Source organism: Paenibacillus sp. 1781tsa1, assembly GCF_024159265.1.
Lineage (GTDB): Bacteria > Bacillota > Bacilli > Paenibacillales > Paenibacillaceae > Paenibacillus.
In genome coordinates this window covers 7,015,281-7,038,424 of record NZ_JAMYWY010000001.1, presented here as the reverse complement: position 1 = coordinate 7,038,424, position 23,144 = coordinate 7,015,281, and the positions used below count along the sequence as shown (strand labels likewise).

20 protein-coding genes are annotated in these 23,144 nt (G+C 48.2%); 19 read left to right on the top strand and 1 reads right to left on the bottom strand.

Going from position 1 to position 23,144, the window contains the following annotated elements:
- Positions 1–148 precede the first annotated feature (148 nt).
- The 14 genes from NKT06_RS31390 to NKT06_RS31325 all read left to right on the top strand — a co-directional run bounded on the left by NKT06_RS31390 (position 149) and on the right by NKT06_RS31325 (position 17,106).
- On the top strand, positions 149–451 hold the full coding sequence (locus NKT06_RS31390) for a MazG-like family protein (protein ID WP_253442948.1): 303 nt from the start codon (positions 149–151) through the stop codon (positions 449–451).
- Positions 452–456: 5 nt separating this feature from the next.
- Positions 457–1,368 (top strand): DUF2232 domain-containing protein, encoded by a 912-nt coding sequence (locus NKT06_RS31385; RefSeq protein ID WP_036612044.1) that lies wholly within the window; start codon positions 457–459, stop codon positions 1,366–1,368.
- A gap of 11 nt (positions 1,369–1,379) precedes the next feature.
- On the top strand, positions 1,380–3,371 hold the full coding sequence (locus NKT06_RS31380; protein ID WP_253442262.1) for a DHH family phosphoesterase: 1,992 nt from the start codon (positions 1,380–1,382) through the stop codon (positions 3,369–3,371).
- Entirely contained in the window at positions 3,368–3,811 is a 444-nt protein-coding gene (gene rplI / locus NKT06_RS31375) for a 50S ribosomal protein L9 (RefSeq protein ID WP_062836541.1), read from the top strand. The genes NKT06_RS31380 and rplI overlap by 4 nt, the downstream gene beginning before the upstream one ends.
- A 1-nt stretch (position 3,812) precedes the next feature.
- Complete coding sequence (dnaB, locus tag NKT06_RS31370; RefSeq protein ID WP_253442260.1) at positions 3,813–5,174, top strand: replicative DNA helicase; 1,362 nt, start codon at positions 3,813–3,815, stop codon at positions 5,172–5,174.
- A 444-nt stretch (positions 5,175–5,618) separates the two neighbouring features.
- A complete protein-coding gene (locus tag NKT06_RS31365) occupies positions 5,619–6,905 on the top strand; it encodes an adenylosuccinate synthase (RefSeq protein WP_091012210.1) in 1,287 nt (428 codons plus the stop codon).
- A gap of 221 nt (positions 6,906–7,126) precedes the next feature.
- Positions 7,127–7,888 carry a hypothetical protein gene (locus tag NKT06_RS31360; protein ID WP_253442258.1) on the top strand — a complete coding sequence of 254 codons (762 nt, stop codon included), beginning with the start codon at positions 7,127–7,129 and terminating at the stop codon, positions 7,886–7,888.
- A 401-nt stretch (positions 7,889–8,289) separates the two neighbouring features.
- Positions 8,290–9,045 (top strand): class I SAM-dependent methyltransferase, encoded by a 756-nt coding sequence (locus NKT06_RS31355; RefSeq protein ID WP_253442946.1) that lies wholly within the window; start codon positions 8,290–8,292, stop codon positions 9,043–9,045.
- A gap of 486 nt (positions 9,046–9,531) precedes the next feature.
- Complete coding sequence (locus NKT06_RS31350) at positions 9,532–11,064, top strand: peptidoglycan DD-metalloendopeptidase family protein (protein WP_253442256.1); 1,533 nt, start codon at positions 9,532–9,534, stop codon at positions 11,062–11,064.
- Between the two features lie 245 nt (positions 11,065–11,309).
- The gene (gene yycF, locus NKT06_RS31345; protein WP_074092884.1) at positions 11,310–12,032 is read left to right on the top strand and encodes a response regulator YycF; all 723 of its coding nucleotides are present in this window, start codon (positions 11,310–11,312) and stop codon (positions 12,030–12,032) included.
- Positions 12,032–13,882 (top strand): cell wall metabolism sensor histidine kinase WalK, encoded by a 1,851-nt coding sequence (gene walK / locus NKT06_RS31340; RefSeq protein WP_253442254.1) that lies wholly within the window; start codon positions 12,032–12,034, stop codon positions 13,880–13,882. Before yycF ends, walK begins: the two co-directional genes overlap by 1 nt.
- A complete protein-coding gene (locus NKT06_RS31335) occupies positions 13,866–15,146 on the top strand; it encodes a YycH family regulatory protein (protein WP_253442252.1) in 1,281 nt (426 codons plus the stop codon). Before walK ends, NKT06_RS31335 begins: the two co-directional genes overlap by 17 nt.
- A 403-nt stretch (positions 15,147–15,549) precedes the next feature.
- Positions 15,550–16,293 carry a two-component system regulatory protein YycI gene (gene yycI / locus NKT06_RS31330; protein ID WP_253442245.1) on the top strand — a complete coding sequence of 248 codons (744 nt, stop codon included), beginning with the start codon at positions 15,550–15,552 and terminating at the stop codon, positions 16,291–16,293.
- 6 nt (positions 16,294–16,299) lie between these two features.
- On the top strand, positions 16,300–17,106 hold the full coding sequence (locus tag NKT06_RS31325) for an MBL fold metallo-hydrolase (RefSeq protein ID WP_091035273.1): 807 nt from the start codon (positions 16,300–16,302) through the stop codon (positions 17,104–17,106).
- Here the strand turns inward: NKT06_RS31325 and NKT06_RS31320 are convergent.
- A complete protein-coding gene (locus NKT06_RS31320; RefSeq protein WP_253442243.1) occupies positions 17,075–17,287 on the bottom strand; it encodes a hypothetical protein in 213 nt (70 codons plus the stop codon). The two genes, NKT06_RS31325 and NKT06_RS31320, sit on opposite strands and share 32 nt — an antisense overlap.
- A gap of 718 nt (positions 17,288–18,005) precedes the next feature.
- Between NKT06_RS31320 and NKT06_RS31315 the strand changes: the two genes are divergently transcribed.
- The 5 genes from NKT06_RS31315 to NKT06_RS31295 all read left to right on the top strand — a co-directional run bounded on the left by NKT06_RS31315 (position 18,006) and on the right by NKT06_RS31295 (position 22,963).
- Positions 18,006–19,283, top strand: a complete 1,278-nt coding sequence (locus tag NKT06_RS31315; RefSeq protein ID WP_253442241.1) for a S1C family serine protease — start codon at positions 18,006–18,008, stop codon at positions 19,281–19,283.
- Positions 19,284–19,596: 313 nt separating this feature from the next.
- Positions 19,597–20,121 (top strand): hypothetical protein, encoded by a 525-nt coding sequence (locus NKT06_RS31310; RefSeq protein ID WP_253442239.1) that lies wholly within the window; start codon positions 19,597–19,599, stop codon positions 20,119–20,121.
- Positions 20,122–20,469: 348 nt separating this feature from the next.
- On the top strand, positions 20,470–20,637 hold the full coding sequence (locus tag NKT06_RS31305) for a CxxH/CxxC protein (RefSeq protein WP_017691462.1): 168 nt from the start codon (positions 20,470–20,472) through the stop codon (positions 20,635–20,637).
- A 687-nt stretch (positions 20,638–21,324) separates the two neighbouring features.
- Positions 21,325–21,804 carry a 23S rRNA (pseudouridine(1915)-N(3))-methyltransferase RlmH gene (gene rlmH, locus NKT06_RS31300; protein WP_017691463.1) on the top strand — a complete coding sequence of 160 codons (480 nt, stop codon included), beginning with the start codon at positions 21,325–21,327 and terminating at the stop codon, positions 21,802–21,804.
- Between the two features lie 196 nt (positions 21,805–22,000).
- Entirely contained in the window at positions 22,001–22,963 is a 963-nt protein-coding gene (locus NKT06_RS31295; RefSeq protein WP_253442237.1) for an AraC family transcriptional regulator, read from the top strand.
- Positions 22,964–23,144 lie beyond the last annotated feature (181 nt).

Genomic DNA, 23,144 nt, shown 5'->3' with positions numbered 1-23,144 from the left:
AGGTCGATAGGATGTACGGAGGACTCCGCATAAGTACCTGACATCAGTTTCGGAGAACTTCTCCGCTTTTTGGGGTAATTTTGCGGGCCCTCTTTTTATGCTATAATCGAGAATAAAGCTTTTTCGGGGGAGAGTGACTTTCGCCAATATGCCTAAAGAACTGGATGTAGCCAAACGCGCTAAAGTGATTGAATGGCTGAAAACCGAGGTGCTTGATCAGGTATCCCGATTATTCAAGGCGTTATGGGAAGGCAGTACAACTCGAATCGGGGACAGTCTTGCCAGTTTGATTATGAGTAGTTACATATTGGGCCGCAGGCTCGGTATTCCTTTCAAGGATCTGGATGCACTGCTAGTTGAGAAGTTGAGAAAGCATAAACAGGAAGGTCACCAGCTTGAAGACTGGTACCAGGATATTTCCGCGCTAGAAGATCATATGCGTAAGAGGTGAATTTGTTGAAATTTAGCTTTAAATCAGCTGTTTGGAGCGCAGTTTATCTGCTCTTGCTGCTTTCGCTGTTAACTCCTTTATCGGTACTTGCCATATTTTTTATGATGATTCCGGGAGTTATTTTGTATGCTTCATTATCTTTAAAATCATTTATATGGCATCTCGTGCCCGTAGCTGTTATTTTGGTCGTATTCCACCCCATCTATCTGTTACTATTGCTCATCTTTACCCTGCCCGCGATTGTTATGGGTCACGCGTATAAAACACGCAAATCGGCCCTGTTTGCGCTGATGGCGGGAAGTGGCATGATGTTGGCAGAATACTTGTTGTTGCTCTTGGTCGGCAGTGTCATTTTCCAATTCGACCTGTCCAGTTATATTGAAGATGTGGTCAAATTGACCATTGAACCGTTAACCAATACATCTAATCAGATGATCAACGGGTTTGCATGGACACCCGAGATGACCGAGGATGTCGCCAAACAAACACAGCTTATGATTCCGTTTGCTCTCGTTGTCACATCGATGGTAATGGCCTTCATTACACACGCCATTGCGCGTCCGATTCTGAACGTGATGGGTGTGGTGGTATCGAAGCTTCCACCAGCAAGAGAGTGGCGTATGCCGCGTGCGTTGATCTGGTATTATTTCCTCGCACTGTTGATCGAAGTGATCTCGAGACAAAGCGATGGAACATACTGGACGATGATTGCCATGAATCTGTCGCCGTTAATCAATCTGGGCTTCATGATTCAAGCGATCGGCTTCTTCTTCTTTCTCTCACATACAAAGAAATGGAATCCGGTTATACCATATTTTCTGGCGGCTGCGGTTTTCTTCATTGGTCCGCTTCGGATTATCGGAATTATCGATCTGGCGTTCCCGCTTCGTGAGGCAATATCGAAATCAAAACGATAGGGTGATGAGTCTTGCCTAAATTTCTGAAGAAACGCTGGCACGGCTACTATACCGTATGGGCGTTCATACTGCTGCTGTTGCTCGTTATGTTCGTTACCATTTATAACTGGACGCTTGGTTTGATTAGTCTGATACTGGCTTCGGCGCTGGGAATCGTCATGATTAAGGCGGAGCTCGCGTTCCGCCGTGAGCTTAACGACTACATTAATGGCCTGTCTATCCGGATCAAACGGATGGAGGGGGAAGCGGTCAGCATGCTTCCATTCGGAATTGTGCTGTACAGCGAAGATCGTACGGTAGAGTGGCATAATCGCTTCGTTGCGGAGATGTTCCAGGAGAAGACAATGGTGGGTAATCCGCTGCTTAATTTGTTTCCCAAACTTCCTCAGCCTAAAGAGAAGAAGGATGGGACGAAGGAACATTCATCCAGGGAGTTCCATGACGAATTCCAGTTGGATGATCGGCATTATGGAGTTATTCATAACCCGCAGGAGCGGTATGTATATGTATACGAGATTACGGAGTTAGCCATTCTTCGTGATAAATATGAAAATGAACGTCTTGCTTTGGGTATTCTCGTTCTGGATAATCTGGACGAGGCTGCCCAAGGCATGGACGACCAGCAGCGTACCGCGCTGATTGCCCGTGTGACCAGTGAGATTACCTCATGGGCCAAGCAGTATGAAGTGTACCTGCGCCGGCTGTCTTCGGATCGTTATCTGTTGATGCTGAATCATAAGTCATTGCAAGAACTGGAGCAGAGCCGATTTGTCATTTTGGATGAAGTTCGGGAGATGACCGCTGACCTCAAAGTGCCAATGACACTCAGTGTAGGACTCGCGTTTGGTTCGGACAGCATTAGCGAGATGGGAGAATTGGCACAGTCCAGTCTGGACATGGCTCTTGGACGCGGCGGCGATCAAGCTGCTGTAAAGTCTGGACAACGCCTGTCTTTCTACGGGGGCAAGTCCAACGCCGTGGAGAAACGGACACGGGTCAGAGCCCGCGTTATTGCGCACGCGCTGCGTGATCTGATGCAGGAGAGCGATCGAGTGCTCATCATGGGGCACAAAATCCCGGATATGGACGCAATTGGTGCATCTATCGGGGTCTGGAAAGCGGCGAGTCTGTACAATGTGGAAGCACGCATTGTTCTGGATGGAATTAATCCAGCGATCGAACGGATGATGGAGCAAGTGAACAAGGACGAGAAGTTGTCCAAAGCATTTGTATCACCGGAACAAGCAACCCAGATGATGACAGAGCACACGCTGCTGGTTGTGGTGGATACACACAAGGCCTCTATGACCATGGAGCCGAAACTGGTGCAGTCTGCAACCCGTGTTGTCGTTGTGGATCACCATCGTCGGGGTGAGGAGTTCATCAATGATGCTGTGTTGATTTATCTGGAGCCTTACGCTTCTTCAGCTGCGGAACTGGTAACGGAGCTATTGCAATATATTCATGACAAAGTACAATTTACTCCACTTGAAGCTACGGCTCTGCTTGCCGGAATCACGATGGATACGAAGCATTTTGCATTGCACACTGGTTCCAGAACGTTCGAAGCGGCAGGCTTCCTGCGACGTAGTGGTGCGGACACCATTATGGTCCAACGGTTGATGAAAGAAGATCTGTCAGAATATATTGCTAAGGCAGAAATCATAAAGCATGCTAAAATGGTATACGGGAACATTGCGCTGGCGGTCACGGACCCTGGTAGCAAGATTTCACAGATGATGATCGCCCAGGTGGCGGACACATTGCTGAACATGACCGACGTGGTCGCTTCATTTGTGATTAGTGAGCGTCCGGATGGACTGATTGGCATCAGCGCGAGATCGCTGGGCCGCATGAATGTTCAAGTTGTCATGGAACGACTGGGCGGTGGCGGACATTTGACGAATGCTGCCGTGCAGCTTGAAGGAACGCTTGGAGAGGCAGAAAAACGGCTGACGAACGTACTGGCTGAAATCGAAAAGGAAGAGGGGCTGTTCGAATGAAAGTCATTTTTATAAAAGATATGAAGGGTCAAGGCAAGAAAGGGCAAGTGAAGGAAGTATCTGAGGGCTACGCACAGAACTTCCTACTGCCACGGGGAATTGCACGTCCGGCAACGGATGGCAACATGAAGACACTGGACAACCAGAAGGCAGCTGAAGAAAGAATTAAACAAGAAGAGAAAGCAGAAGCGGAAGCACTCGCGAAGAAGCTGGAAGCAGAAGTGACTGAACTGAAAGCCAAATCCGGCGAAGGTGGTCGTCTGTTCGGCGCTATTACCAGCAAACAGATTGCAGAAGCTTTGTCTAAAAAAGGTCTGAAAGTAGACAAACGCAAAATTGAGCTGGACGAGCCTATTCGTACACTCGGCGTAACACAAGTAACTGTCAAGGTTCACCCTGAAGTGAAGGCAACCTTGAAGGTACAGGTAACGGAAGAGTAAGATGGGCGGCGAAATGTTATTCGACCGGATTCCCCCGCAGAACCTGGAAGCCGAACAGGCCGTGCTGGGTGCAATCCTGTTGCAGGGTGAAGCCCTGATTACAGCGATGGAACGGGTGCAAACCGAGGATTTCTATGATAAGCCCCATCAATTAATCTTTGAAGCGATGATCCAACTTGGCGAGGGAAATCAACCGATTGACCTCGTTACACTGACCTCGCTTCTGAAGGATAAAGGTGAGCTGGAGGACATCGGCGGCGTTAGTTATCTGGCTAAGCTGGCTCATGGTGTACCTACAGCTGCGAACGTAGACTATTACGCTCAGATTATTGAAGAGAAATCGATGCTGCGTCGTCTGATTCGTACGGCAACACAGATCGTAAGCGAAGGATATACAGGCGGCGAAGATGTTGCAGCCATGCTTGGAGAAGCTGAACGTCGTATTCTGGAGATTTCCAATCGTCGCTCCAGTAGTGGTTTTATAGCCATTCAGGACGTATTGATGGAAGTATTCGATAAAGTCGAAACGCTGCATCAGAACCGGGGAACGACAACCGGCATCCCTTCCGGCTTTATCGATTTGGACAAGATGACTGCCGGCTTCCAGCGCAGTGACTTGATCATTGTAGCGGCGCGTCCATCCGTAGGTAAGACTGCCTTCGCCTTGAATATTGCTCAAAATGTAGGCATCCGCGCGCAAGAAACGGTAGCCATCTTCAGTCTGGAGATGTCGGCTGCACAGCTCGTACAACGGATGATCTGTGCGGAAGCCAACCTGGACGCGGGAGTTCTTCGTACAGGGGAATTCAAAGGGGATGAAGATTGGCAGAAGCTGACGATGGGTATCGCAGCTCTCAACGAAGCTAATATCTATATCGATGACACACCTGGTATCACGGTAGCCGATATTCGTGCCAAATGCCGTCGTCTGAAGAAGGAGAAAGGTCTGGGTATGATCCTGATTGACTACCTTCAATTGATTAGTGGACGCGGTAAAGCCGGGGAGAACCGTCAACAAGAGGTATCCGAGATCTCACGTACACTGAAGCAGATTGGCCGGGAACTGGAAGTTCCAGTTATCGCCTTGTCTCAGCTGAGCCGGGGTGTAGAGCAGCGTCAGGATAAACGTCCGATGATGAGTGACTTGCGGGAATCGGGTTCGATTGAGCAAGATGCCGACATCGTAGCGTTCCTCTACCGGGATGACTACTATAATCAGGATACCGAAAAGAAAAATATTATCGAGATCATTATCGCGAAACAGCGTAACGGTCCGGTAGGTACAGTAGAACTGGTCTTCCTGAAAAACTTTAATAAATTCGTCAACTACGAGAGGGCGCACAATGACGCCTTCGCGATGTAACGGGCAGGTGCTGACGGCTCTGATCAGGAAGCAAACTCGTCTGTCCCGAAGATCAACTATTAGAGCAACTGAACTCATTCATGTGTTATAAATACCAGATATAGATTCACATTAAAATAGATATCCTTGAACCGGTGATAGCAGTCAAGCAAGATTGGACTGAGGTCTCCGGTTTTTTGTGTCGAAATTATGGGTAAATCCCGAACATTACGGTTGTACTATATCTAATTGTTCGCCATTTGATTTGACTTTGAAAAAGGGTACTGGTACACTAATACTGCTGCGTTAAAGCAGCGCAAACCTTCCCTTGAATGTAACGGAAGGACATTTTTACTGTCCGTTAGCACGCTTCTCAGTCGGTTTATTGCGTAACATGCCTGCCGGGATAGAGGACGGACAGACCAATACAAAGGTGCGCAAGGCACCCACGGAGGAATGTTAACTATGTCAACGGTAGTTGTAGTGGGAACGCAATGGGGAGACGAAGGAAAAGGTAAAATCACGGATTATTTGGCGGAGAGCGCTGATGTGGTGGCTCGTTATCAAGGTGGTAACAATGCGGGTCATACAATTCTGATTGATAACAAAAAATATAAACTGACGATGATTCCATCAGGGATTTTCTACACGGATAAAGCGTGTGTTATTGGTAACGGAATGGTTATCAACCCGAAGGCACTCATCGAAGAAATTAACTATATTCATGACAACGATTTTACAACCAAGAACTTGTCCATCAGTGAGCGCGCACATATTATCCTGCCATATCACATGGTATTGGATGCACTCGAAGAAGAGAGCAAAGGTCCGAACAAAATTGGTACGACTGGCAAAGGAATTGGCCCATGTTACATGGACAAATCAGCTCGTATTGGTATTCGGATGGTTGACCTGATGGATGCTGAAGATTTCGAACTGAAACTGCGTCATCTGGTCAAAGAGAAGAACCGCGTCATCGAGCAAGTCTACGGCGGCCAGCCTGTTGATGTTGAAGAGATTCTGCAAGATTACCTCGGATATGCTGAAATTCTGCGTCCATATGTACGTGATACATCTGTTGTTCTGAACGAATATATTGATGAGGACAAAAAAGTACTGTTTGAAGGCGCACAAGGCGTTATGTTGGACCTTGATCAAGGAACTTATCCATTTGTTACATCATCCAATCCGTCCGCAGGCGGCGTATGTATCGGTTCTGGCGTAGGCCCGGCTCGTATTCAGCAAGTCATTGGAGTAGCGAAAGCTTACACAACCCGTGTAGGAGATGGCCCATTCCCTACGGAATTGCATGATGCAATCGGCGACCAAATCCGTGAGACTGGACATGAGTACGGCACGGTAACTGGACGTCCACGTCGTGTGGGTTGGTTCGATAGTGTTGTTGTTCGCCACGCACGTCGTGTCAGCGGAATTACAGGTTTATCCCTGAACTCTCTGGACGTAATGACAGGTCTGGAAACCGTAAAAATCTGCACAGGATACAAATTCCGTGGCGAGGTCATCACACACTATCCGGCAAGCCTCAAAATGCTGGCAGAATGTGAAGCGGTATACGAAGAGATGCCAGGATGGAGCGAAGATATCACCGGAGCGAAGAAACTCGAAGACCTGCCAGTGAACACACAGAATTATGTAAAACGTGTTTCCGAACTGACAGGCATTCCAATTGCCATCTTCTCCGTTGGTCGTAACCGTGAGCAAACAAATCAAGTTCTTCCAATCTACGAGTAATCGAAGAAATAGAGAGATTGTTTCTTGAATTATAAAATAGGATAGACTGCCGACTTAGGCATGTTAAGCCTCCAGTTGTTGCTTTTATAGCGATGACTGGAGGTTTTTTGTATGTATATCGGATATAATCCCGAGATTTCCGTCAATACTGGTTAACAGTAGAGTCACAGATCCCGACATGCGCATGCTAGACGGGGGGATAATCGGAGGGAGAGAACGGAATGAAGTTGCTTGTGTGGTTTGTCAAAATCGTGCTAACCGTGTTGCTGGTCAGTTCACTGACACTGCTCACGACCGGATTAATTGTACAGTCATATGCGAAGTCGCTACTCGCGAGTTTCAATATTCAGTGGGAAGGTCAACCCATGGGGTTAACCGCCATGTTCCAAGGTGCCTTGGGCGGTAAAACCAGCGAAGGGAATAAATCGGGAAATGGGACAACAGATCAGCCGACAGGAGCGGACGAAGAGCAGGTTCCAGAAGATGCTGTTTCAGTTATGGGGAATGGTACGGAGAGCGGTAAATCTGGCGTAGATGCAGGCAACGATGCGTCCCAGGGGAGCGGTTCGGGCGAGGGTGAAGGTTCAGGTACAGATACGAGCGTAGGATCAAACTCAGGCGCAAGTACAGGCAATGGGACGGATACAGGCACGGGTAATGAGTCGGGAACAGCCCAGGGGAGTGGTCCAGCTTCGGGGAACGGAACCGGAACGACTAGCGGCGGTGCTTCCTCAGGTAATGATGCTATCGTTGTATCACCGGATGACATCACAGGAGCGAAGGACAAGCTGCCCGCAGAGGAGAAAGAAAAAATCTTCAGCTTGCTCATGAATAAGCTGCCGCAGAAAGAAATGCAGCAGATCTCAGGCGCCATGGAAGGTGGCCTAACGGAACAGGAACTGCGTGAGATTGAACAGGTGATCTCGAAGTACCTGACCAGTGAAGAGTATGACAACCTGATGGAAGTCCTACAAGCAGAATAAAATAAGCAGGCGTGCTCTAGTTGGGCATCGCCTGATTCATATTGTAATGGACTTGTCGATGGTGATTGAATATAATCTATTTAAATAAATGCTGGAAATTTTATGAATATAGAATTAGATACTTAAGCATTCTAGTTTTAAAGCAAATAGTGCTTATGTTTATTTTATTAGCTTATGTAGGAGGGAACATTGTATGAAATATAAAGGTAAAGAACACGACATATAAAAACGAATTTGCGACATTGCAGGAAGCTTCCGCCCAATTCGTGGACCTCCATTCATAGGTGCATTCAAGAGATACGATGGACTTGTGTTTATGAATACACTAATTGGAGGTTTTATTGAACATGAACTTATATCAATCTAATTCAGAACTGTCAGTAAAAAAGTTTACCGAGGCGATGAATGAGCGATTCGAGCAAGGGTTGCAAGAGGCGGATCAGCCGTTTAGTGGTTGGGATTTTAGCTATGTAACTGGGAGTGAGCGACTTCAGAGCGGAATGTTGCCTTGGTCTTTTGGAACGATGGCGCGCCGATTGTTGAATCAGACAGAACGAATGCTCGACATGGGGACTGGTGGAGGAGAAATGTTGTCCAGACTCCTTCCACTTCCTCCATACACATGTGCGACCGAAGGCTATCTCCCGAATATACCGATTGCAGAGGAACGTTTACAGCCGTTAGGTGTGAAGGTGTTTCAAGTGACTGATGATTCGATACTTCCTTTCGCAGACGGGGAATTCGATCTGATTCTTAATCGGCATGAGTCGTATGATGAGCAGGAAGTAAGGCGGATTCTATCGGTAGGCGGATTATTTCTAACTCAACAGGTAGGTTGGTCAGATTGCAGGGAGATCAATGATCGACTCGGCATTCCTATGCCAGCGGATTACGCTGGATGGGAGCTGGATCGTGCTGTTCTTCAGCTGGAACAGTGTGGATTCCGTATTTTAGAGAAATGTGAAGCAACTCCCGCGCAACGTTTCTATGATATAGGCGCACTGGTCTATTATCTGAAGACCATCCCATGGCAAGTACCTGATTTTAAGGTACAACAGTTCCGTGATCAATTAATGGATATTCATATGGAGATGGAACACAATGGATTTTGGGAAGTACAGCAGAAACGATTTGTAATTCTTGCAGCGAAAGAATAGAGACATTAATGTTAAATTATAAATTGTCATGAGATGAAATCCAGTTTACGAGAAACCAAAAACAGGTTGTTTACCTTATCCCTTATCAGAGTTAATCTGGTGAGGGATTTTATTTGTATTTTTATGAAAAATAAAGCATATTTCACTGGGTCTTAGAACCTAGTCTTAAATTGTGAGTAAAAGTACATAGTATAGCGGGTGTTGAGGCATAATGGGTGATGGATTAGCCGTACGATCTTATGGATAATACAGGGAAACCAAGCGGGGCGTGGCTTTGCGGTGTGACGTGTAGAGTTGAAATGAGTGTAAAACCTGTGTTAAAGTATACGGGTGTGATAAAAGGTTAAAATTTTGACACTTTTACGAGCGCAGTTAAAGTCCTGATTTTGCGGACACCCAATACAATTATCAACGAGCATGGGACAGACACGATGGGTGATGTCTTGACAGAAATGCGAACTGAGAAGTGCTGAAAAGGAGAGAATCATGAAAGGTTTCAGAGGCATACGCCAACCGGGCAAAGACCGGGTACACGAACAATCCGGGGAACACCGGACGGCCGAAGACAAAAACAACATGAGCATGTCCACCTTCAGTGTGAATAAGAAGCGCGTTCTGGCCTCGCGCAAATGGATCATTACAGCAGCTTTTGGTGTATTCATCGCAGCATCGCTCGGGTTCGCAGGCAAACAATATGTTACTGCAAACACCGTGCCGTATTATAAAGTCATGGTTAAAGGTAGCGAGATTGGTACCATTGCAGATGAAGCACAATTACAACAACTATTTACAGACAAAACCGAGGAATATCAAAATAAATATCCGGATGCAGAGATGGTGCTGAACACGGATGGCATCACAACTGAAACGGTAAGAGCCTACAAACCTGAAGTGAACAGTGACGAGACGCTGGACAAACTGGGTGACATGCTGACAGCCTACGCCAAAGGTGTGGAGCTTAAGGTAGACGGTGAAGTCATTGGTATTGTGAAAGATCAGGCAACAGCGGATGCAATCCTGGAACAAGTGCAGAGCAAATACATATCGGCATCGGCTGTGCGAAGTTCGCTTAAGACGAAGTCGGTATCGGCTAACTCCTCGAAGAAAAACGAGGGACCAAGTACAACCCTGAAGTCGGTAGGCATCAAGGAAGACGTAGCGACAGATGTGGTGAAGGCTGATCCAAATAAAATATGGGATGTGTCCGAGGCGGTTAAAGCATTAACCGTTGGTAAAGACGCGCCTGTAACTTATGTGGTTCGTGAAGGAGATACGATCTCTTCGATTGCGGCCAAGTATGACATTACACAAAGCGAGATTCGTAAGCATAATCCAGGTATCAAGGAAACGTCGCTTCAAATCGGAGACGAACTGACCCTGACCGTTCCGAAACCGGCGGTAACCGTTAAATCGGTTGAGCAGGTTGTTGAACAGATTGAGATCAAACCGCAAGTGGAAGTGCGCAAAAGTGCTGAGTTGAAAGCAGGTACAACTAAAGTCGTGCGCCCAGGACAAAGCGGGTTGAAAAGCATGCAGTACCGTATAACCAAAGAGAATGGTGAAGTGGTTCAGGAAGAGTGGCTTGGTCAGGAAGTGATTAAAGCAGCTGTAACTGAAGTTGTCCTTAGCGGGACCAAAGTGGTTGGTGAGGGCACAGGTGAATTTGCTTGGCCGGTATCCAATGCAACGATGAGTAGTAGCTATGGACAACGGTGGGGGCGCCAGCACAAAGGTGTCGATCTGGTAGGTAACCGCGATGTGAAAGCGTCTGACGAGGGTGTAATTACGTTTGCTGGACAGAAAAGCGGCTATGGTAATGTCATCATTATTAACCACCGAAACGGATACGAAACACTGTATGGACATCTGAACAGCATTGGCGTTAAGGTTGGACAAGTGGTTGAAAAAGGCGAGAGTATTGGCGTTATGGGCAACACGGGTCGTTCGACCGGAACACATCTGCATTTTGAGATTATTAAGAATGGAACGGTAGAAAATCCGTTAACGTATCTGAACTAATAGAACTTAAGGAAGCAAGGTTGGCAATGATGCTGGCCTTGTTTTTTGCTGCTGTAAAAAAATTTCAAATGAAAGACCTTTCAAGCCTCTGATCGGGATGTGACGGTGCTTCAGGTATGTTAAACTAGAGAGTATATACAACAAGCTAGAGGAATCAATCAACCAGGCTTTGGTACAAGCTGAACATAGAAGATAGATATAGACGCTAATGCGGATTAAGCAGGATATAGGGGTGAATTCAGCCGATGCAGGGGAAGATTTTGGTGGTGGACGATGAACAGCCCATCGCAGACATTCTAAAGTTTAATTTGGAAAAAGAGGGGTACGAGGTCATCTGTGCATTTGATGGCATTCGTGCGGTTGAACTGGCGTTATCCGAAAAACCGGATCTGATGCTGCTGGATCTGATGCTGCCGGGCAAGGACGGTATGGATGTATGTCGTGAGGTACGTGCTCATCTGGAGATGCCGATCATTATGCTTACCGCCAAGGATGGCGAGATCGACAAGGTACTCGGGTTGGAATTGGGTGCGGATGATTACGTGACCAAGCCGTTCAGTACGCGTGAGTTGCTTGCACGGGTGAAGGCACAGATGCGCAGACGGCAAAAGCTCGCGATTACGGCAGAAGCGCCGGAAGATGAGGAAAAGCAGGTCATGCGGCTATTTGATCTGGCGTTTGATATGGACATGTATACGGCTTACAAGGGCGGGGAACCGCTCGATCTGACCCACCGTGAGTACGAACTTCTCTATTATATGGCGAAGCACTCCGGCAAGGTTATGACACGGGAACATCTGCTGCAAGCGGTATGGGGATATGAATATTTCGGCGATGTACGTACTGTGGATGTCACGATCCGTCGTCTGCGTGAGAAGATTGAGGAGAATCCGAGCAAACCGGAAACGATTCTGACACGCCGCGGGCTTGGTTATCTCGTGCGCAGTGCCAAAAGCGTGGGGATATAATGGGCCGATTCGCGCGATTCTCGTTCTTTCGAACGATTCAGGCGAAATTGATTATTATCTATGTACTGCTGATTCTGATTGCGATGCAATTGATCGGCGTTTATTTTGTGAGCGCGATGAAGAACTCGCTAACGAGCAACTTTACAGAAGACTTGCAGGCGCGTGCGGAGATGCTGTCAGTTCTCGTAGGAGAGACGATGGCGGGCGGAGAAGCAGAGGCTGGCGAGGACAAAACGGAAAATCTGCGTGTGCTGGTGAATAACCTGTTCAACATTAACGGTGCCGAGATTCAGGTACTGGATGCCAGCGGAAAAGTACTGACGACCTCGCTAAGTTCACATTCAGACTATGTGGGGCGCAAAAACACCCAGACCGTTGTTAGCCGTGCGTTGCAAGGCATTCGGGACAATGAGGAATATATCGTGGATGAGGATAATGTTCGCAAAAAAGTTGTCGCCAAGCCTGTGCTGTCTGGCGGCAAAATCATTGGTGCGGTCTACATCGCAGCATCCATGAACGAGCTGTATTCTACGATGGAGGGAATCAACAAAATCTTCATCTCCGGTATCCTGATTGCCTTAGTGTTAACGGCAGTGCTTGGCGTGATCCTGTCCCATACGATCACGCAGCCGATTAAAGAAGTCACTCGGAGAGCGACAGCGGTCGCAGAGGGTAACTTTGATCAGCAGACACCTGTATTCGGCACGGATGAGATTGGTCAGCTCAGTCGGGCTTTTAACTATATGACCAGCAGACTTCGGGATGCACTCTCCCAGAATGAAGAGGAGAAGGAGAAACTGACTTCCATTCTGACCAATATGAGTGATGGTGTGGTAGCTACGGATGAGTACGGGAAAGTCATTCTCGTAAACCGTCGTGCCAGCAGCATACTGGGTATGCATCCTGCGGATATTGAAGGAAGACATTTTGCCATATTACTCGGCATTGATCCGGAGGATGCGGAAGCTCTCGCGAGTGGGTTCACAGGTTCTACGCTGCTTCAGATTGCACCCGCAGGACAAGAAGAGCCTGTGGTCATTCGGATGACGTTCACACCTGTTCATCGGCGTGAACGGGGGATCACGGGAACTATTGCCGTACTTCAGGACGTTACCGAGCAGGAAGAGCTTGAGGCATCCCGGCGTGAATTCGTGGCTAATGTATCCCATGAACTGCGTACACCATTGACTACGATCAAGAGTTACGCGGAAGCGCTGGATGATGGTGCACTGGAAGACCCGCAGCTTGCCGGTCGTTTTGTTGGTGTTATTCAGAACGAGACGGAGCGAATGATACGACTGGTTACGGATCTGCTACATTTATCGCGGCTGGATTCCAAAGAGGCTTTGCTGCGGAAACAACCAACCGACATTCTGGAAATGCTGGAGGAAGTGACAGATCGCTTCTCGTTCCAAATGCACCAGAAGGATATTCAACCTGTACTATCTGTGGAGAATGATATTCCAGCTGTCCCACTGGATCGCGACCAGATTGATCAGGTGCTGGATAATGTCGTGTCCAATGCGCTGAAATATACATTGGAAGGCGGCACCATTACGATTGCAGCTAGACGCAGTGATGAACATGCACTTGCCATCTCGGTATCGGATACTGGAATGGGTATCCCACAGCGCGATTTGGATCGCATTTTTGAGCGGTTTTATCGGGTGGACAAGGCTCGTTCCCGCAGTATGGGAGGCACAGGGCTAGGTCTGTCCATTGCCCGGGAAATTGTGAAGGCACATGATGGCAGCATCTCTCTGGAGTCCGAAGTAGATGTAGGAACGACAGTAACGTTCACACTGCCGATGCGTGAGAAAGGGGGTGAGCACCTTGAAGGAACGGATTAAATCCTTGGTGCTTGCTGCCCTTGTTGTAGCCAGTCTGGTTCAGAGTTATTTTCTAATCTATCGTTTGCCCGGAGGCGGGGATTCCATTGTGACGTCAGAGACGAACTATGTGAAGACGGAAAATATGGGTCAGGAACGCAATATTGAAGAATTGATCTTCCCCGATCAGATGATTATTCATCTGGGCGAAGATAAACATACGGTGTTTTACCCTGGCAATACGTTCTATCAGTTGATCTATTCAAGGTTGCAGGGGCGGGCGTTCGATGATTTTCAGCGCCGTAGCGTGCAATCGGTGAATTGGGATCAGATTCGCAAGGAGAACCCTGGGTTTGAGCTATCGTTCAAAGAAGGGATTCCCGTAGCATTGTTGCAGCGGGTAATGAGGCTCGGGACGGATTCCTTATTCCAAGGGGAGACCATTAACCGAATCTCGATCTATACGGCTAAAAATGAAACGAAAGCCCATGCGCTGTTCTTCAGCGCCAAGGGAGATGTGGTATACGAAGCAACGCAGGCTGACCTTACAGTACAAGACGTACAGCAGCATGTTGACTTCGGTACGAACTGGACGCCATATACCTTGATGGATGGCGGTTATTATATCCCGGCGGAACCTCTGGAGACGATTGAGGCGGATGTGCCAACAGGTCAGTTCACTGTTGAGCAGATGCAGCGCAGTCTGTTCTTCGATCCAAGTATGACCCGGAACATCCGGGAAAAAGACGGGTCTGAGATTTACACCGACAGTAAACGTAGTCTACAGGTAAAACAGGAACAGCGCTGGATCAGTTACACCGATCCGGCGGCACCGCCTGCGGGACAGATTGATCCTGCGAAGGATGCGTTGTCTGCTGTTGATTTTGTGAATCAGCACGGGGGTTGGAAAGGCCGGTCACGCATGATGCTGGGGACCGCGGACAGCAAAACACGGCTTGAATTCCAGCAGTATTACGGCAGCTATCCGATTATGGATTCCATGCAGTTCCGCTTCGGCACGATCAGTATGGAGATGCAGCAGGAGACGGTATCCAGTTATGAACGATCGCTGGAATACCTGAACGAAGGTGCAGAGACCAAGAAATCGGTCAAACTGCCTGGCGGAGACAAGCTGAAGGCTCTTATTCAGAAAGTAGCCGGTGAGAATCGCCAGGTCGTGGATGTATATCCAGCGTATCGTCCTTCTACGATTGAAGACGGACTAAAGCTGATTCCGGTATGGGTTATTCGCTTCGGAAATGGTGAGGAGACTACCGTATCTTGATGCATTATAGTCATTAAACTGAAGAGTAGCTGTACTTTATCACTACGAGTGCAGAATAACCTTCTGGTCTATAGATGTGAACTGCCTAAGGGGGATGATAGTTTCCCTTGGGCATCGGTCTAACGGCTAACGAATCTGACACGCCTTAAATGCTGAATTAGCCTTAAATGCAAAATCTAACGAATCTCAGCGACGTTATTCCGGCAGAAAACGAGTGAAAACCGATGAAATGCCTACAAATGATAGAAATAACTTCTCTCAGATTCGTTAGATTACAGACTTGTGGAAAATAGGGCAAATAAGGCGTGTGGAGTTCGTTAGCAAGCAGGCAACATGGATAGAGATCAATTTTCCAAGAGGGTTTGAAAGTATTTTAGCCAGCTAACTGAGGGAGGTGAAAGTTTTGGATTGGGGACGGGCCAAAAATGTGTTGATCTATGCCTTTCTGCTGCTCAATCTGGTGCTGGGATACCAGATCTGGATGGATGCGCGGGAGACGGCCGGAGCCAATCTGGACTTCACCTCACTGGCAGACAATACACAGCAGGCGATGGAAGAGAAGGGCATTCAGGTGCTGGCTCCGATTCCAAATGAAACGCCGAAGTTGCCGAAGTTGTCCTATGAGTTCATTGAAGAGGACAAGGCAGGTGTTGATATGGAGCTGGAACAGCCTGTAGATAGCAAGCTGATTTTCTCGCAGAGTGAGCTGGAAGATGCATTACAGCGAGAGATTCCACAGATCGGGACATACCGGCTGGATCAGCTGATGGCCGAGGATGGGGCTTTTGTGCTTCACCCACTGGTGGATGGCAAATGGCCGCTCTTCAATGTGAGTCTGGAGTTGTTCTACAGCGACCAGAAAATAAAGGGTTACCGTCAGACTCCGGTGCGAATTACAACCGCAGAGGAGAGCGATCAGCAGGTGCTTCCGGCGTCGAAGGCGCTGGGAACGCTGATCGAGAACTTTTTGCCAAATGATGCAATTGTCAAAGATATTCAGCTGGGCTACTACGGCCAGTTGTTCAATTCAGATATACAGGTAGCGATGCCGGCATGGCGGTTCGTGCTGGAAAGTGGCGAAGTGTTGTACGTGCAGGGCATCAGTGGGGATGTATTCAGTCCCAAGACAGACAAACCAGGGGAGTAATGCGTTATGGGGATATATTTTACCGTGTTATCCAGCGGTTCGACAGGTAATGCCACGGTCATACAGCATGGGGGGACCTCTCTCATGATTGATGCGGGTCTTAGTGCGAAGCGATTGGATGCACTGTTTCAGGAAAGGGAGATTTCTGGGGCAGAACTGGACGGGATTCTGGTTACACATGAACATTCCGATCACATTAAAGGACTAGGCGCGATGTCTCGGAAATATAATTTACCAATCTACGCGAATCTGAATACGTGGGCGGCACTGGAGAAGTCGGTTGGGGCGATTCCAGAGGAAAACCGGAGGGTATTTGAGACAGGTGAAAAACATGATTTTGGGTCACTGCGCGTGGAATCCTTCGGGATCTCGCATGATGCGGCTGAGCCGGTAGGGTACACATTCGATGATGGTACGGAGAAGCTGTCTGTTGCAACGGATCTCGGGTACATGAGCGACAAGGTTCGCGATGCGATCGCAGATTCTGACGTGCTGGTGCTGGAGGCGAATCATGATGTCGAATTGCTGCGTATGGGGCGTTATCCATGGAACACCAAGCGCCGGATTTTGAGCGACATTGGGCATTTGTCGAACGAAGCGGCAGGGGCAGCGCTTAGTGAACTGATGAACGGACGCATCAAGCGCACGTATCTGGCACATCTTAGCCGAGATCATAATATGATGGACTTGGCGAAAATGTCGGTGCGCGACGCGATGGAGAGCCGTGGATGTTTTTATCGGGATCATGAGTTCAAACTCTGTGATACGTATTATGACCGTCCTACGCCATGGGATAGGGTAGGTGAGCCATAAAGCTGTCCAGTTCGGCGGCTTTGCGCTCGACTTCCTCGCGGGTTAGAATGCCTTTATCAATAAGCAGTTCGATGATGGTACTCAGTGCAAGGGTATTACGATAGTGTTCTTCCTTGAGATCGGCCAGCTTGGCCGCCATATGAACTTCGTCCATGGCTGTGAGTGTACGCGTGCGATCCATGTATACTTCCTCCTCTATGAAGCTTCGAATTGTCTTTTACTATTATTGTAGTCAGGCTGGGTGGAAAACATTCCTCTTTTTGCCGCTATAATTTGTGTGATAAGGCGTGTATGCTGAACCTGTGACTATACAAGGATGAAAAAGTTCTTCATATTTACCAAAATCGCGCTTAGCGGACCGGATTTTGTGGTGATAGATACTATGGACCTTTATTGTTAAGCGCGTTATAGCGGAAATGTGCGTTAATTTACGTAAATATGCAACTTTTTGAGATTTGATGTGTTTAGTATATGAGGAGCATTGTGATTTTGGCTGTTTTGCGTGTGAAATGGCATGTCATAGAATGCGAGAGCATGATTGATAGAGTCACTGACAGAATGGCGTGTCCGTTCTGTTGTACATAGACGCTGTATCTTGATTTGATGCCGGGATGCGGCGATATGCTAGACCATTTTATAAAAATGCAAAAAAGCATGGGAAACCGTTGGAGTCTTCACGTAACGAAGACGACAGAAGAAACCTGAAGAAACAAAGTGTTCGCCTTTAGGAACAAATTTTTACCTTGAAAGAGGGGATCAAAAAAATTTGTGAGTAACAGCGATCGGAAGGTTCGTCTGTTGGCGGAGTGGTGTATGTGAGAACTCCATCGTTGAACCATGCGACAACTTAGGCGGCAGTCAGGGTCTTGATGCGTGACAACGAAGGGGAGAGGATCACGATGGGATTGTTTGGAGACGATTTTTATTCAACCAAAGTATCAAGACGCGCCGAACCTGAACAGAAAGGCAAACTTCAGATCATCCGCCCTGGAGGCAGAGCACGTGGACGTGACCGCTGGAGCAATCCGCGCAGATCGCGTATGGGAATCAGCTCCACAGTGAAAGTAGCTGTGATTAGCTCGGTGATCAGCTCCATCGTGACCGTCATGCTGTTTAGCTTCATCACACAGCCCACATCGTTACCGCTGGCTAATGCTACAGGTAATGGTGGTGGAGGCGGTGCACAGACAGCGCAGGCAGCTGATCCATACGACCGGATTATCCAGGCAGCGGCGAAGGTACGTCCTTCCGTGGTGAGCATCGTGAACCATAAAACGGGCAGCAGCCTGTCGATGGAAGATTCCGCGCTTGGCTCAGGGGTCATTTTCAAGAAGGAAGATGGCAAGGCCTACATTATGACCAACCACCACGTTGTGGAAGGTGCGAGTGATCTGGAGATCGTGACTGTGGATGGGGAGACACATAAAGCGAAGCTGGTTGGTAAGGACCGTGTGAGCGACATTGCTGTATTATCCGCAGAAGATAAAGGGTTGGGTGCAGTGGCGGAGATCGGTGATTCCAGCAAACTTCAGCGCGGTCAAACGGTGCTGGCGATCGGAAACCCGCTCGGTCTGGGCGGTACGCTGACCTCCGGTATTGTCAGTTACACGGATCGTATTCTGCCTGTATCGATTAATCAGGATGGGGTATACGACTGGGAGCAAAACGTGATCCAGACGGATGCGGCGATTAACGAAGGCAATAGCGGCGGTGCTCTGGTCGATCTTAATGGTAAAGTGGTCGGCATCAACACGATGAAGATCTCAGATACGGGTGTTGAAGGTCTCGGCTTCGCGATTCCGATGAACGAAGTGATGAAAACGGTAGATTCCCTGCTCTTGAACGGCAAAGTATCTCGTCCATACCTGGGCGTGTACACGGTCGATCTGAGCAACCCTTATGCACCACTGGATGACGAGCAACGCAAGGATCTGAAGCTGCCATCTCACGTGGACAGCGGTGTGGTTGTGCTGGAAGCATCCGGTCCGGCATCTGAAGCAGGTATGAAGCTGAATGATGTCATTACGGAATTTGATGGGCAGAAAATTACCTCCACGCTGGATCTGCGGAAATATCTGTACGATCAGAAGAAAATTGGGGATACGATAGAAGTGACCTTCTACCGGGATGGCAAAGCGGAGAAAGTATCCGTGAAGTTGACGGATAAACCGGAGTAAGGGAAGATCAAGGAAGCCTATACTTTTGCTTGGATTGAAATAAGGAAAGCTAGAAGAGTGATCAGATCAACTGACCACTCTTTTTTAGTTGTTGGTTCAGTATTATGCTATGGGTGGACGTATTCATTCGACAGTAAATGAGTAGATTAACCATTTTTATGTAACCATGATCAGTTAGACCCGGAGCGAAAGGAGCAGATACATCAGACTTGGGCTGTGGTAAACTGTTGTCAATATGTTCGGACGGTCGCTGATGCAAATAACATCTCTTTGTCGATCACATTTTTATTTCAGAATGGAAGGGGTATTTATAATGAAACGATTGAGGAAAAAGATGCTTGGGGGAACGAGCTTGGCGCTGTCCCTGTTTGTGCTATCTGCCTGTGGATCTGAGGTTGCTACGACAGGAGCATCGGTGGATACAAGTGCTCTGCAAGAGAAAATTGCTGGGCTTGAGAAGAAATTAGTGGAACAGGGAGCCAAGAGCGTTGAACAGGAGCAAAAGATCGCAGCACTTGAGACCAAGTTGAATGAGTTAAGCACAAATATGATTGCGGTAGGCGAGGCTAGTGGTCAAACGCCTGTAGCATCAGGAAACAACGGATCGGCCGGGAAAGGCGATGGGGTGCTGATTACGTTTGCCCAGTATGAGAAGCTTGAGGTTGGCATGTCTGTAGAAGATGTCATCGAGATCCTCGGCGGCGAAGGTGAAGCGCTGAGTGAAGCGGAGAATATGGTGGTCTACAACTATAAAGGCACAGCCGGCAATGGTGCCAATGCGGTTATTGCTTTTCAAGGTGGCAAGCTGTTGACGAAGGCACAGTCGGGATTGAAGTAAAAGAGTATGGGTTAGAGGCTATTCCTAGAATGGAATGGAACAGAATAGGGGAATACGTAACTCTGTTTTCGCAATTCAGGCGTAGGCGCAGGATTCATTCGCTATATGAAGTGATTGTTACTGTTACAGGAGCATTCTTTTCGTGGTACCGTGGAGGTATCGGGAAGGATGCTTTTGGTGTTCTTTTACGGCGTACGGAGGGGTTTGGGAGATGTTGGGCACGATAAATTAGGACTGGGGGTTTCTTTTCGGTGGCAGGTGTGATAGAACTGAGAAGTGGCTATCCTGTAATAGGATACGCGGTTGTGAATCGGGAACATAGCTGGTTACAGAAAGGATGCTTAACGGATGTACGTTGTATGCAAAGAACACGTGGACATTGCCATCGACATGTTTGTCGATGAGTATGAGGACGCTCCAGATATCGTTGATCTGAAGGAGACGGAATTTGCCGATTGGGACCCGCCTGCGAAGTGCGCCGAGTGCGAACAGCACGCGGAATTCCTCGTCGTTTAGCGTACTGTAGGACTTAGACGGCTGAACGCGTGACTTAAGGTGGCGCTTCGGGCTGACTTTCCATCCGGTATGAACATCACAGCAAGAAGCCAAGGAGAGCGTGATGAGCGCTCTTTTTGTGTTTGTGGAGGAATTGGTGTGATTGTTGGTAGGCAGCTTGGAGTTGGGCAAGGGTTGTGGGGGATGAAGGTGGAGATGGGGAGAGTAGGAGAAGATTCAGGTAGGTAGGTGTCGAGTTCCGAATTGGGAGTGAGTAAGGTTGTAGCAGACGTGCAAGGTGCGTGGGTAATAGAAATGGAAGTACGGGCATGGGGGAAGGTTACGTTGGGTAACAGCGATGTGGGTAAGGACTTGGGTGTGGATTGGTCGAGTAGCGCCGCTAACGAACCTGACGCACCTTATTTGAGGCAAACACCACCTAGTTGAAATCTAACGAATCGTAGACACGTTATATTGCTGAAATGGTCTCAAAAGAGGAGGGGAAAGATAGTTTTGACTGAGATAGCGTGTTTCAGATTCGTTAGATTTTAAAGTAGCCGAAATGAGGCTGAATAAGGTGTGTGTGATTCGTTAGAATTTGAGAAATGTGTAGTATAGGTAATACAGTTGTGACAAACGAGATGCTTTGAAAGCATCTTACTTATAGAATATTGCGCAAGCAAGACAATTTAGGAGGAATGATTTTTCGTGTTTATTCAGATTATCGGCGTAGGCAAATTGAAGGAAAAATATCTGACGCTGGGCATTCAGGAATATGCCAAGCGGCTCGCCCCGTACATCAAGTTTCAGATGATCGAGGTCGCAGACGAAAAGGCGCCCGATACCCTGAGCGAAGCTGAGGTTCGGGCGGTAAAGGAGCGCGAGGGCGAACGCATCCTCGCGCATGTGAAGAGCGAGGCGCATGTTGTCGCGCTCGCACTGGATGGCCAGCTCTGGAGTTCTGAGGAGCTGGCATTGGAGATCGACAAGCTCGGCACATATGGGACGAGCCATGTCGTGTTTGTCATCGGAGGAAGCCACGGGCTCTCCGATGAGGTGTTGCGCCGTGCGAAGCAGCGCTTGAGCTTCGGGCGCATGACCCTGCCGCATCAGCTTATGCGGCTGGTATTGGTGGAGCAGATTTATCGCGCGGTGAAGATAAATCGGGGGGAACCGTACCACAAGTAAAGCACATTGGGAGGTGATAGCGAGAAATGCTGTCCGCTTCGTGGTAGCAGGGAATCCCCTCGGACTTGCAGAAGGGTAGACTTGAGATATCCATGCTAATTTAACTTTAATGCTTAAGCTTTCTGGATGCGCCTTTGGTATCATGAACATGCCTATCATCCTGTTACATCTGAGGGGGAGGAAGTTGCTTGTGAACATGGACAATTACTATAAATATGAGGATGTATCTGTATTAGATGATGCCAATTCAGCGCTAGATAGTGAGGCAGCTCGGTTGGCAACTTTGATTTACAAGCATACTTCGCAGGATGGGACCTATGCTTCACCGATCCATGGTCTGTATGTGAATCGATATTCGCAAGTAGAAGCGGCGGATGATGTTCACACTATGTTATCCCCGGTAATCTGCATTGCAGCGCAAGGGAAAAAGCGAATTACCGTAGGCAAGGATGCTTATGAGTATGGTGCTTCGCGAGTGTATATTGCCCCCGTTGCCTTGCCTGTTGCGATGAAAATCATGCAGGCCAGTCACCAAATACCGTTCTTGGGGATAGGTCTATACCTCGATCCGCAAAGGATTGCTTCGTTGCTGCCGATGGTATTTCCTAATGGTTTACCGGAGGTTCGCAATCGCAGTGCGTGCTACGTCATAGAAGCAGACTTGGCCATGATGAACGCCGCTGCAAGATTGATGGCTTGCCTGTCCTCTCCCGATGATGCTCAAATGCTGGCTCCATTGGTGAAAGACGAGATTTATATCCGCATCCTCCGTAGCCCAATCGGTGTTTATGTTGCCGAGACTGTTCTGGCGGAATCGGGCATGCAGCAGGTTGCAAAAGCGATTGATTGGCTCCAAAATAACTTTTCTCAGCCGTGGAAAGTAGCGGATTTGGCGGAGCTGGTCCATATGAGCGAATCGTCGTTTCGCGAGTATTTCAGATCGGCTACTGCGATGAGCCCTCTGCAATATCAAAAGGTGCTGCGCCTGCAAGAGGCGAGGCGTCTAATGTTATCCAGCTCCATTGACGCAACTACGGCGAGCCGGCGTGTAGGCTATTTGAGTGATTCCCAATTTAGCCGCGATTACAGCCGATTTTTTGGGTGCCCTCCAACTAGAGATATCACAAGGTGGCGTCAGGACCAGCAAAAGTTGAAGTGAAACGCACATGTAAACGGCTTTTCAAATTTCCGCGGGCATAGAGCCTAGCGGATTTTTCCTTTTTAAGCGGCGGAATCTGTTGAATCAGGCAAAAACTCCGATGGAAAAGGCAAAGACCGCAGTAGTCAATCCCCTATACTAAGAGTAAACATCCTAACGATAGAAAAGGGGATTTCTGAAA

What these genes read in the sequence shown, in the direction of transcription:
- NKT06_RS31390 (WP_253442948.1), top strand. Translation starts at nt 149, where the DNA reads ATGCCTAAAGAACTGGATGTAGCCAAACGCGCTAAAGTGATTGAATGG.
- rplI (WP_062836541.1), top strand. Translation starts at nt 3,368, where the DNA reads ATGAAAGTCATTTTTATAAAAGATATGAAGGGTCAAGGCAAGAAAGGG.
- dnaB (WP_253442260.1), top strand. Translation starts at nt 3,813, where the DNA reads ATGGGCGGCGAAATGTTATTCGACCGGATTCCCCCGCAGAACCTGGAA.
- NKT06_RS31365 (WP_091012210.1), top strand. Translation starts at nt 5,619, where the DNA reads ATGTCAACGGTAGTTGTAGTGGGAACGCAATGGGGAGACGAAGGAAAA.
- NKT06_RS31360 (WP_253442258.1), top strand. Translation starts at nt 7,127, where the DNA reads ATGAAGTTGCTTGTGTGGTTTGTCAAAATCGTGCTAACCGTGTTGCTG.
- NKT06_RS31355 (WP_253442946.1), top strand. Translation starts at nt 8,290, where the DNA reads ATGAATGAGCGATTCGAGCAAGGGTTGCAAGAGGCGGATCAGCCGTTT.
- NKT06_RS31350 (WP_253442256.1), top strand. Translation starts at nt 9,532, where the DNA reads ATGAAAGGTTTCAGAGGCATACGCCAACCGGGCAAAGACCGGGTACAC.
- yycF (WP_074092884.1), top strand. Translation starts at nt 11,310, where the DNA reads ATGCAGGGGAAGATTTTGGTGGTGGACGATGAACAGCCCATCGCAGAC.
- walK (WP_253442254.1), top strand. Translation starts at nt 12,032, where the DNA reads ATGGGCCGATTCGCGCGATTCTCGTTCTTTCGAACGATTCAGGCGAAA.
- NKT06_RS31325 (WP_091035273.1), top strand. Translation starts at nt 16,300, where the DNA reads ATGGGGATATATTTTACCGTGTTATCCAGCGGTTCGACAGGTAATGCC.
- NKT06_RS31320 (WP_253442243.1), bottom strand. Translation starts at nt 17,287, where the DNA reads ATGGATCGCACGCGTACACTCACAGCCATGGACGAAGTTCATATGGCG.
- NKT06_RS31315 (WP_253442241.1), top strand. Translation starts at nt 18,006, where the DNA reads ATGGGATTGTTTGGAGACGATTTTTATTCAACCAAAGTATCAAGACGC.
- NKT06_RS31310 (WP_253442239.1), top strand. Translation starts at nt 19,597, where the DNA reads ATGAAACGATTGAGGAAAAAGATGCTTGGGGGAACGAGCTTGGCGCTG.
- NKT06_RS31305 (WP_017691462.1), top strand. Translation starts at nt 20,470, where the DNA reads ATGTACGTTGTATGCAAAGAACACGTGGACATTGCCATCGACATGTTT.
- NKT06_RS31295 (WP_253442237.1), top strand. Translation starts at nt 22,001, where the DNA reads ATGGACAATTACTATAAATATGAGGATGTATCTGTATTAGATGATGCC.